Source organism: Bacillus sp. FSL K6-4563, from assembly GCF_038630405.1.
Taxonomy (GTDB): Bacteria; Bacillota; Bacilli; order Bacillales; family Bacillaceae; genus Bacillus; species Bacillus pumilus.
The window spans coordinates 1,669,174-1,681,206 of record NZ_CP152030.1; the positions used below are offsets into that span (position 1 = coordinate 1,669,174).

Sequence of the window (12,033 nt, forward strand, 5' to 3'; positions counted from 1 at the left end):
ATGTGGTGCGAGGAATGCGGATTGAATACGGCCTTCTTGTTCATAATAGGAGGAGAGTTTGAGGAAAGGATGGAGACAAATGGACGAAAAAAATGAACAGCAGCCTGAGCGAAAGCCAGAAGAAAAAGACAGCATTATGAGCAAAATACAGCAGCTTGGTGAAACAGCCATACCACAGCTGCCGCAAGATACAAATATCCATTGCCTCACCATTATTGGACAAATTGAAGGGCACATGCAGCTTCCACCACAAAATAAAACAACCAAATACGAGCATGTCATACCGCAAATCGTAGCAGTAGAGCAAAACCCAAAGATTGAAGGGCTTTTGATCATCTTAAATACAGTAGGCGGCGATGTTGAAGCGGGACTAGCGATTGCAGAAATGCTTGCGTCTTTATCAAAACCGACTGTATCGATTGTACTTGGCGGCGGCCACTCCATTGGTGTCCCGATTGCTGTATCGTGTGACTATTCCTATATTGCGGAAACAGCCACGATGACCATTCATCCTGTGCGTTTAACTGGTCTTGTGATTGGTGTCCCGCAAACCTTTGAATACTTAGATAAAATGCAGGAAAGAGTCATTAACTTTGTGACAAGCCACTCCAATATTACAGAAGAGAAGTTCAAAGAGCTCATGTTCTCAAAAGGCAATTTGACAAGAGACATTGGAACAAATGTTGTTGGTCATGAGGCGTCAGAATACGGACTCATGAATGAAGTAGGCGGTGTAGGACAAGCGATTAAAAAGTTGAACGAGCTGATTGGAGAAAGGGCATCTCAAAACGAGGGGCTGATCCAATGATTTTATACACACCTATGCCATATGAAGCCATTTACGCAGAGGAACAAGGAGACCGTAAACTTCAGCAGGTAAACATCCAAGGCGTGCCAGTTATGGTTGAAATGAAAGAGGATGAAGCAGAAATCGTTCAAGTCATGAGCACCAATCCAATGGACTTTTTGAATCAAGAGCTTGCACCAGGCAAGCGATTGAAGTTACAATTAGGCTCCAATCAAACCGACTCATATGAATGATTCTATGCTATAATAAAGGGAAAACTTACAACAAGATGCAGCCAAAACCAGGCTGCTTTCTTTCTGATCTTTCGGTAGGTTATATTTTCTTTCGTAGTAAGGTGATGAGTATGGCTAAAAAGAGAAAACGGAAAACGAGAAAAAAACAAAATAAACAGCTAAAACTGAAATATGAATTAAATGGGTTAGTCTGTATTGCCATAGCGATCATCGCCATTTTACAGCTAGGCGTCGTTGGACAAACCTTCGTACATTTATTCCGATTTTTTGCAGGTGAATGGTTCATTCTCTGCCTTATCGGATTATTTCTTTTTGGCGTGACCATCTTCTGGAAAAAACAAATCCCAGATATGTTGACAAGGAGAAAGGCAGGGCTATACTGCATCATTGCGAGTATCTTGCTTTTGTCTCATGTGAAGCTTTTTCAGCACCTTTCATCTGCGGGTGCGATAGGCTCTCAAAGTGTGATCAGAAATACATTTGAGCTTTTCTTGATGGACATGAAAGGTGAGACGGGGTCGCCTGATTTAGGAGGCGGCATGATCGGTGCCGTATTATTTGCTGCTTCTTATTTCTTATTTGCACAAGCAGGCTCTCAAATCATGGCAATCGTTCTGATGCTGATTGGAATTGTTCTGATTACAAATCGATCTCTTCAAGAAATGGTGAAAAAAGTGACGCTGCCTGTCTCACAATTTATGGTGAAGCAGTGGAAAGCGTTTGTTGAAGATATGAAAGGAATCAGGCAGGCGAAAAAGAGCGCGCCCTCTCAGAAAACGGTCGAAAAGAAAAAACGGTCTCGTATTCAAGAAGAGGACGAAGATGATCAGATCTTAATGGAAGAGGAAGCGCCAGTGCCTGACAATAGTCAGCCGATTATCTCAAGCTTTGCTGACAGAGATGACATTCTCACCCCGCTCGTTCAAAAAGAGCAGGCGGCAAAAGAGACTTCGCCTCTTCAAGAATCTGTACAAAGTACGCCGGTTCCATCAGATTCAGCTGATGAACCAAAAGAGGCGCCGCCGATGACGTTTACTGAACTTGAAAACAAAGATTACGAATTGCCGTCACTGGATATTTTGGCAGAGCCGCAGCACTCAGGGCAGCAAACAGACAAGAAAAATATATACGAAAATGCAAGAAAGCTTGAAAAAACGTTTCAAAGCTTTGGCGTCAAAGCAAAAGTCACACAGGTTCACTTAGGACCGGCTGTTACCAAATATGAAGTTTATCCAGATGTTGGCGTGAAGGTAAGTAAAATCGTCAATCTAAGTGATGACTTAGCCCTTGCTCTCGCAGCAAAAGATATTCGGATTGAGGCGCCGATTCCTGGTAAATCAGCCATCGGTATTGAGGTTCCGAATGCAGAAATTGCGATGGTTTCTTTAAAAGAGGTATTAGAATCGAAGCAAAATGACCGTCCAAATGCGAAGCTACTGATTGGACTCGGCCGCAATATTTCGGGTGAAGCCGTTCTGGCTGAAATGAACAAAATGCCGCATTTACTTGTAGCAGGTTCGACTGGAAGCGGAAAAAGTGTGTGTATCAATGGCATTATCACAAGTATTCTGATGAGAGCGAAACCTCATGAAGTGAAAATGATGATGATTGATCCGAAAATGGTTGAACTAAATGTGTATAATGGCATTCCGCATCTGCTCGCTCCCGTTGTAACGGACCCTAAGAAAGCCTCACAGGCACTGAAAAAAGTCGTCAGTGAAATGGAACGCCGCTATGAATTATTTTCTCATACGGGGACAAGAAATATTGAAGGGTACAATGATTACATTAAACGAATGAATCAATCAGAAGAGGCGAAACAGCCAGAACTTCCTTATATTGTTGTCATTGTAGACGAGCTTGCAGATTTAATGATGGTCGCTTCCTCTGATGTGGAAGATTCTATTACAAGACTTTCGCAAATGGCTCGTGCAGCCGGAATTCATTTAATTATTGCCACACAAAGACCTTCTGTCGATGTCATTACAGGTGTCATTAAAGCCAACATCCCATCTCGCATTGCCTTTAGCGTGTCCTCGCAAACCGATTCAAGGACGATCCTTGATATGGGGGGCGCAGAAAAACTGCTCGGCAGAGGGGATATGCTGTTTCTACCAGTTGGAGCAAACAAACCAGTTCGTGTGCAGGGCGCCTTTTTATCAGATGAAGAAGTAGAACATGTCGTTGATCATGTGATCACTCAGCAAAAAGCACAATATCAAGAAGAAATGATTCCAACTGAAGAAACGCAGGATCAGCTTACAGCTGTGGATGACGATTTATATGATGAAGCAGTGGAACTCATCATCGGCATGCAGACGGCTTCTGTCTCTATGCTTCAAAGAAGATTCCGCATCGGCTATACCCGGGCCGCCCGCCTGATTGACGCAATGGAAGAGCGAGGCGTTGTCGGTCCTTATGAAGGAAGTAAACCGAGAGAAGTCCTGCTTTCAAAAGAACAATATGACGAGCTCTCTTCATAAATCGAAGAGAGCTTTCTAAAAAAGAAGTGAACAATAGTATGATTATGTTAACTGGAAGTCAGACTATTTATTTATTTGCAAAAACATGATATAGTTATGTTCAACTTATCTCGGAATAGAGATTTCTCATCTTATCATTTGCATTGATTAGACGGAGGGAAAACATGTCGACCAAAACAGACAATCGCCATTTATATTTGAAAGTGATTGACCGTATTAAAGAAGATATACAATCAGGCGTATATGCCGAAAAAGAAAAGCTGCCTTCTGAGTTTGAGCTCTCAAAGCTTTTAGGCGTGAGCAGAGCGACACTGCGTGAAGCCCTTCGTATATTAGAAGAAGAGAAATATTTAATTAGAAGGCATGGTGTGGGTACGTTCGTCAACACAAGACCACTCTTTTCAACAGGCATAGAACAGCTGGCAAGTGTCACGAAAATGATAGAGCAGGTCAATATGACGCCTGGTACCATTTTTTTATCCTCCCAAGAAGGGGAACCAACAGAGAATGATGTGATTCGTTTTCAGTGTGATGAATCTGATGAGATTTTTTCAATGGAGCGCGTTCGGACGGCAGATGGACAGCCCGTGGTTTACTGTTTAGATAAAATTCCGGTCAAGCATCTTCCCGCTTCTTTTACACATGAAGAAGAGTCTCTTTTTGAGCTGTTTGGAAGAGAACCACATAGCGGGATAAAATATGCAGTTGCTGACATTGAACCAATCGGCTACCACGATCAGGTTTCACCGATACTAGAATGTGACCCTGAAACAGCATTATTACTACTGAAACAAATGCACTATGATCAGGATGATCAGCCGGTCTTATACTCGCTTAATTATTTTCGAGCGGATAAATTCAGCTTTCATGTGATACGTAAACGATTTTAACGAGCAGTCGCTTTCATAAGCGGTTGCTTTTTGTTTGCCCATACATAATACCCGTAAAACTTGCCACACTAATACGTAACAGTATATAGAATTGGGTGAATGATGTTGGGCGAGAAAACAGTCAGTAAAAAGAATATTATTGCATTATCATCAGTGCCTTTAATCATGACACTTGGGAACTCGATGCTCATTCCCGTATTGCCACAGATAGAAAAGACACTTTCCATTACTTCCTTTCAAGTCTCCCTCATTATTACGGTATACTCCGTTGTCGCGATCTTATGTATTCCGATCGCCGGCTATTTATCAGATCGAATCGGGCGAAAAAAGGTACTCCTGCCGTGTCTGTTAATCGCAGGACTTGGAGGGGCTGTGGCAGCAGTTGCCTCAACGATCATGAAAGAACCGTACATGTGGATTCTATTTGGCAGGGTCCTTCAAGGTGTTGGCTCAGCCGGGGCAGCACCTGTCGTGATGCCGTTTATTGGAGATTTGTTTCATGATGATGAAGAAGTCAGTGCGGGACTAGGCGCCATTGAAACCTCTAACACTGCTGGAAAGGTATTGAGCCCAATTATTGGGGCGCTTTTGGCTTCATGGTTTTGGTTTGTGCCATTTTGGTTTATTCCGCTCTTCTCAATCATCAGCTTTCTCATGGTACTGTTCATGGTAGAATCCGCGAAAAAAGAGGAGGACCCACCTTCATTCAAAGAATTTTTAAAATCAACAAAGACCATATTTAAGCATGAGGGACGCTGGCTGTATGCCATTTTTGCAATTGGCGGTTTTATTATGTTTCTTCTTTTTGGTGTGCTTTTTTACTTATCTGATAACCTAGAGGCAGCTTATCAAATTAAGGGTGTCAAAAAAGGGCTCCTGCTTAGCATTCCGCTCCTTTTTCTATCCATCAGCTCATACGTTGCTGGGAAAACAATTGGAAAAGAAAAAGGGAAAATGAGAATCTTTTTAATCGTAGGCATGGTCTTGTTATCACTTTCCTATATGCTTTTATGGTGGAATCACAGCTTTTATGTATTGTTTATCTGCTTAAGCATTGGCGGTGTTGGCATCGGTATTGTCCTGCCTGCACTTGATGCCCTGATCACAGAAGGAATTGAAAAAGAGCAGTGCGGAACCATTACGTCGTTTTACAGCAGTATGCGTTTTATCGGTGTCGCTTTAGGACCTCCGATTTACGCTTATCTCATGGATAAAGGGGACTCCATCGTTTTTATTCTCTCGACCATTTGCAGTCTTATTTCTCTATTTTTGGTCATCTTCTTCATCCAGCCAGATGAAGAAGATGAAAGTGAACAATTAAAAACGGTTTAATCTAGAAAAAAGACGGTATTTTGCCATCTTTTTTCTTTTTTATAAATTGACATGTAAAATTTTGATAGTTAAACTAATGTATAGTAATATCTTTTAAATTATTCCAAACGGGAGGTGTTCAAAAACATTCATTTTCTGTCCTTCTTTAGGCGGAAATTGAGTTCGCGTGGTGATGATGAATGTGTGTTTCTTCAACACGAAAAGACAATTGAATAGGTCATCCTGCCATTAGCACGTTGAAGGAGACGCAGTCAGCACTTCAGACACGCTCAAATATAGCAAATTGATTGATGAACTAGAAGGAGCTTGAAGCAGCTATGTTGCAAATAATTAAAGCAAGATGGATTGTATTAGTGGTGTGGATGATAACAGCTGTGATTCTGTTTATTACTGCGCCCAATTTAGAGGAATTAACAAGAGAAAAAGGGCAATTAAAGGTTCCGGAGGGGACACCAACAGCTGAGGCACTTCACTTATTGGATAAGCTCACAGATCAAAACGGGAAAAAAGATACGGGTGTCATTGTATTCTCCGAACAACATCTGTTCCCAAAGAAAGAGCAGGAATTAAAAAAGGCTTTATCTGCACTCATGACACATGCTCCAGACCTCCACGTTGACGGAATTACTTCGTATTTTCATGTAGATCCGGACATTCAAAGACAACTTTTATCAAAGGATAAAAGTACACTTCTTGTTCCATTCAAATTCGACCACTACGAAACAAAAGCTGTGAAGCTTAAAGAACAAATTGAGGAAGTTTTAAAGCCCTATCATGTCTCATATGAAATGACGGGACAAAAATTTGTGGATTCAGATGTCATTCAAAGCTCTCAACAAGGTCTGAAGAAAACTGAACTTATAACGATCATTTTTATTTTCTTTATTTTAATCATTGTTTTCAGATCGATTTTGGCACCTGTTGTTCCGCTCATTACGATCGGCATTTCTTATGCTGTCAGCCGGTGTATTGTGGCTTTTCTAGTAGAATATATGCAATTTCCTCTATCTAATTTTACTCAGATTTTTATGGTAGCGATTATGTTCGGTATAGGAACAGATTATTGTATTTTGCTGTTAAGCCGTTTTAAAGAAGAAATCGGTCAAGGTCGTGATGTCAAAGAGTCGATTATCATCACATATAAATGTGCAGGGAAAACGGTCCTTTTCAGTGGCTTAGCCGTGTTAGTCGGCTTCTCAAGCATTGGGTTTGCCAAATTTCAATTGTATCAATCAGCCGTTAGTGTTGCTGTTGGAGTTGGTATCCTGCTGATCGCCCTTGTCACCATCGTTCCCTTTTTTATGTCTGTTTTTGGAAAATCCCTTTTCTGGCCATCTAAAAGAGAAAACATTCGCCACCCGCAAAGTAAAATGTGGGAATGGGCTGGGCGTTTTTCATTTAAAAGGCCGCTGATCAGCCTAGGTTTAGTTGCACTCATTACGGTGCCTCCTATTCTGATGTACGACGGGACTCTTTCTTATAACAGCTTAAATGAGATTGGGACAAAGTATGAATCAGTGTCTGCATTTAATACGATATCAGAGCAATTTGGCTTTGGGGAAGCGCTGCCCCTGAATGTACTTGTTGAAAGTGACAATAAGTTAGATAACCAAGAAAAGATTGTCATAATTGAAAAACTGACCCGTAAATTAAATGACATTGACGAAGTAAAAACAGTTCGCAGTGTCACTCGGCCTGTTGGGGACGGGCTAAGTCAGCTTTACGTCACCTCTCAAGCAAAAGAGCTGGGCGGAGAATTAGGAAAAGGCCATGAAGGAATCGGAAAAATTTCAGATGGTTTGACCGAAACAAATCTTGCCCTTCTTAAACAAAAACCAAAAATTCAAGAATCCGCTAAAGGCATTGATCAGCTGATTGATGGAACAAAAGCGATCAAAAGCGGCATTGGAGAAGTAAGGGTGTCCCTGATCTCTTTAGAAGATGGGGTGAGGCGCAGTAAAGATGGCGTCGGAACCATTCGAAGTAAAATCAAAGAAACAAAAAAGGAATTAGAGCAAGAATATCGAAGCAGTGAAGCGATGATTCAAGAGCTTAAACGAATGGTGAGTACGCTTGAACGTCATGCGAAATCAAATCAGCAGCTAATAACCACCATTAAAAAAGTAAAAAGTTCGTATGAAAATGTATCGTTTGAAGCACTTGAAAAACGGCTTCCAGAAGTAAAAGATATGGATGAATATAAAGAAATAAAGAAAGTATTCAAAGACACAAAAGGAATGCTTGATCAAGCAGGGGACCAAATGAGTCTGTATGAAGAGGAAGCCTCTGTCTTTAAAGAAAAGATCAAAAAAGCAGATTCAGTGATTCAAAGCCTATCAAGCAAGCAAAAAGAAGTAAAACGTCAAGTACAAGCGCTCATGGAAGGACTGGATCAAATTTATGCCGGTCTTGATCAAACAAATGAGGGTCAAAAACAATTGATTAAAGAAATGCCTAAAATTGAAGATGGCGCAGACCAGCTGACAGACGGTCAAAAAGCCATCAAAAAAGGATTTAGCCAGCTTTCATCAAAACTCACATTGTTAACAGATGGTTTAGATGAAAGTATTGAAGGGCTTGAGCAGGTCAAAAGCGGCTTCACAGAGGCGGACGGCTATTTAAAGCAGCTTCAGAAAGCGCCAGATGAAGAAATAACAGGCTGGTTTATTCCAGAAGAAGTACTGAAACGCCCTGAATTTAAGCAAATCTTTCATACGTATATGTCTCCAGATCGTAAATTAACAACCTTTGAAGTTATTTTAAATGTGAATCCATACAGCAATGAAGCGATGAAAGGCGTTGCGAAAATTGAGGACACCCTTGATCAATATTTACCTGTCAGCGGGTTAAAGAATGCAAATTACGGTGTGTCTGGTATCTCAAGTTTAAATGTAGATTTAAAAGAAACATCTGACGGTGACTTTATTCGAACGGTCATTTTCATGGTAGTTGGCATCTTTATCATTTTAATTATATTATTACGGTCAATCGTCATGCCGATATACTTAACACTTTCACTCATTTTAACGTATTTTACATCCGTCGGTTTAACAGAATGGATCTTTAAAACATTTTTTGGCTACGACGGTCTCAGCTGGGCTGTCCCATTTTTCAGCTTTGTCATTCTTGTCACCCTTGGCATTGATTATTCGATCTTCTTAATGGATCGCTTTAATGAATGGAAGGGAGAGCATGTGCAAGCATCAATGATATCAGCGATGAGAAATATGGGTTCCGTCATTATTTCAGCAGTCGCGATATTAGCGGGGACCTTTGCCGCTATGCTGCCGTCCGGTGTATTATCACTTGTTGAAATTGCAACGGTCATACTCATTGGGCTTTTATTATATGCTTTTGTTGTATTACCGCTCTTCATCCCGGTCATGGTTCGTATTTTCGGTAAATGGAATTGGTGGCCTTTTAGAATGAAATAACGACCGGCGTCTCTGCTTATAGCAGAGGCGTTTTTATTTCCTATCCTTTCCTCTGATTGATATAATGTCTATTAAATGGCTGTTTTACGTATATATCAGCTATGTTCTAATACATAATAAATAGGATGAACAAAGGAGGTTTCTCATGACGTACTTACAAGAGAAGACACTAGACACACCTGGTCTTCATACTCATATTGTCAAAACAGAAAAATTTAAAACGGTCACAATCCTTTTTAAAATGCTTGCGCCTCTATCGAAAGATGACGTCACCATGCGTTCACTTTTCCCGCATGTGCTGTTAAGAGGAACAGAGAAAATGCCGAAAACAGGAGAATTGCGTGCTTATTTTGATGAGCTTTATGGTGCTACGGTTTCAGCAGACATGGCGAAAAAAGGGGAGAATCACATCATTACCTTCCGCCTGGAAATGGCGAATGAGAAATATTTAAAGGATCAAACCCCTTTACTAGAAAAAGGGATTGCCTTACTATCTGATCTACTATTCCATCCGTATGTTGAAAATGGAGCGTTTAGTCAATTATATGTAGATCAAGAAAAACGTACTTTAAAACAGCGAATTCAAGCAGTGTATGATGATAAAATGCGTTACTCGAACTTAAGGCTTGTGCAGGAAATGTGCAAAGGTGAACCGTATGCACTGCACGTCAATGGAGAAATGGAAGATATCGAAACGATCACAGCTCAATCGCTGTTTGAAGCATATAAGCATGCGCTTCAAACAAATCAGCTTGATCTTTATGTTGTGGGAGATGTAGACGAACAAGACATCAGCCGAATGGTCTCTCAATACTTCAAAACAAGTAATAGAGAACCGGTCAAACAACACGCTGAATCAGCAAGCACGCAAAGAGAAGCAAAAGAAGTCATCGACGAAGAAGACGTGAAGCAAGGCAAACTGAATATCGGCTTTCGCACGCATACGACGATTGCAGATGACGATTATCCGGCTTTGCATTTGTTTAATGGCATATTCGGCGGCTTCTCACACTCGAAGCTATTCATCAATGTTCGGGAAAAAGCAAGTCTTGCGTACTACGCTGTGTCTAGACTTGAGAGCTTTAAAGGCTTGATGATGGTCATGTCAGGGATTGAAGTCGGCAACTATCAGCAGGCAGTAGACATCATAAAAGAACAATTTGAAGCGATGCAAAAAGGTGATTTTTCAGATGAAGCGATTGACCAAACAAAAGCTGTCGTCAAAAATCAGCTGCTTGAAACGATCGATACATCTTATGGGACAGCGGAATACCTGTATCAGCATGCCGTTGTGCCAACAGGGGAAACGCTTGATTCCTTTTTAGAAGCACTTGACCGAGTGACAAAAGAGGACATCATCAAAGTGGGTCAGAAAATCGAATGGGATACGACCTATTTTCTTAAAGGAACGGAGGGTGCTTCATGACAGTGAAAACAATTCAATTCGACCAGCTGCAAGAAACGGTCTATCACGAAAAAATGGAGAGCGGACTTGACGTCTATGTGCTCCCAAAGCAAGGGTTTAACAAAACCTATGCGACCTTTACAACCAAATATGGCTCTGTCGATAACGAATTTGTGCCGCTTGGCAAAGAAGACATGATTCGAGTGCCTGACGGAATTGCCCATTTCTTAGAGCATAAACTGTTTGAAAAAGAAGACGGAGACGTATTTCATACATTTAGTAAACAAGGAGCATCCGCAAATGCTTTTACGACATTTACGAGAACAGCTTACTTATTCTCAAGCACCTCAAATGTCGAACAAAATCTTGAGACACTCATTGATTTTGTTCAGGAACCTTATTTTACTGAAAAAACGGTCGAAAAAGAAAAAGGCATCATTGGTCAAGAGATTAACATGTATGATGACAATCCGGACTGGCGTTTATTCTTCGGTCTGATTGAAAATCTATATCAAGAGCACCCCGTGAGAATTGATATAGCTGGAACAGTAGAAAGCATTGCTCCGATTACAAAAGATCATTTGTATGAATGCTATGAAACGTTCTATCACCCGAGCAATATGCTTCTATTTGTTGTCGGTCCCGTTGATCCGAAGCAAATATTAGATCAAGTTCGAGCAAATCAGGCGAAAAAGCCATTTACAGACCAGCCAGAGATCAAACGAAAAGAAATCAATGAGCCTGAAGGTGTGTACCGAAAAGAATACGAACTTCCAATGAACGTACAAGGCTCAAAATGTATGTTCGGTTTGAAAACAAAAAATCCTCATAAAAAAGGAAATGAGCTGCTAAAACATGAGCTCGGAATGAATCTCATTTTAGAGACACTGTTTGGTAAAAGCTCCTTACAATATGAACAAATGTATGAAAAAGGCTTAATTGATGAGACCTTCAGCTACGATTATACGGAAGAAGGCGGCTTTGGCTTCACGTCAGTTGGCGGAGACACAAATGATCCTGATCAACTGGCAAAAGTATTAAAAGAAACCCTTCTTCAAGCAAAGAACTTGATCTCAGAAGAGAAAATTGAGCTCGCGCGCAAGAAGAAAATCGGCAGCTTTTTAAAAGCCATGAACTCTCCTGAATACATTGCGAACCAATTCACTCGATATGCATTTTTAGATATGAGCTTATTTGATGTTGTGACCATGCTGGAACAGATCCAATTAACCGACATTCAGCAAATTTTAGAGGAAGAAATTGATGAAGAACGGATGTCCGTTTTCAAAGTCGTCCCGAAAACAAAATAAATAAAGAGAGACAAACTCAGATCAAATGAGTTTGTCTTTTTTATGTCTAATGAATAAAAGCCTGTGATGTGTGAGGATTTTCATTGACAATCATTTTGTTCATTAGTTAAACTCTTTAATAGTTAAACACTTAAACTA

The 12,033-nt window shown here is 40.7% G+C and carries 8 protein-coding genes; all 8 read left to right on the top strand.

Annotated elements, in window-relative coordinates; all coding sequences use genetic code 11:
- The first annotated feature begins 79 nt into the window (after nt 1-79).
- The 8 genes from MHH54_RS08300 (at nt 80) to MHH54_RS08335 (ending at nt 11,895) form a co-directional block, all read left to right on the top strand.
- Nucleotides 80-808, top strand: coding sequence for a ClpP family protease (locus MHH54_RS08300; protein WP_342500850.1), 729 nt, complete (start codon nt 80-82; stop codon nt 806-808).
- Entirely contained in the window at nt 805-1,041 is a 237-nt protein-coding gene (locus MHH54_RS08305) for a YlzJ-like family protein (protein ID WP_003211099.1), read from the top strand. The genes MHH54_RS08300 and MHH54_RS08305 overlap by 4 nt, the downstream gene beginning before the upstream one ends.
- 110 nt (nt 1,042-1,151) lie before the next feature.
- Nucleotides 1,152-3,524, top strand: a complete 2,373-nt coding sequence (locus MHH54_RS08310; protein WP_342500851.1) for a DNA translocase FtsK — start codon at nt 1,152-1,154, stop codon at nt 3,522-3,524.
- A 164-nt stretch (nt 3,525-3,688) separates the two neighbouring features.
- Nucleotides 3,689-4,414, top strand: a complete 726-nt coding sequence (locus MHH54_RS08315) for a GntR family transcriptional regulator (protein WP_050944992.1) — start codon at nt 3,689-3,691, stop codon at nt 4,412-4,414.
- Between the two features lie 99 nt (nt 4,415-4,513).
- Nucleotides 4,514-5,746, top strand: coding sequence for an MFS transporter (locus tag MHH54_RS08320; protein ID WP_340989469.1), 1,233 nt, complete (start codon nt 4,514-4,516; stop codon nt 5,744-5,746).
- A gap of 317 nt (nt 5,747-6,063) precedes the next feature.
- Entirely contained in the window at nt 6,064-9,180 is a 3,117-nt protein-coding gene (locus MHH54_RS08325; protein WP_342500852.1) for an MMPL family transporter, read from the top strand.
- Nucleotides 9,181-9,325: 145 nt separating this feature from the next.
- Nucleotides 9,326-10,606 (top strand): pitrilysin family protein, encoded by a 1,281-nt coding sequence (locus MHH54_RS08330; protein WP_003212075.1) that lies wholly within the window; start codon nt 9,326-9,328, stop codon nt 10,604-10,606.
- Nucleotides 10,603-11,895 carry a pitrilysin family protein gene (locus tag MHH54_RS08335; protein WP_003211037.1) on the top strand — a complete coding sequence of 431 codons (1,293 nt, stop codon included), beginning with the start codon at nt 10,603-10,605 and terminating at the stop codon, nt 11,893-11,895. The genes MHH54_RS08330 and MHH54_RS08335 overlap by 4 nt, the downstream gene beginning before the upstream one ends.
- Nucleotides 11,896-12,033 lie beyond the last annotated feature (138 nt).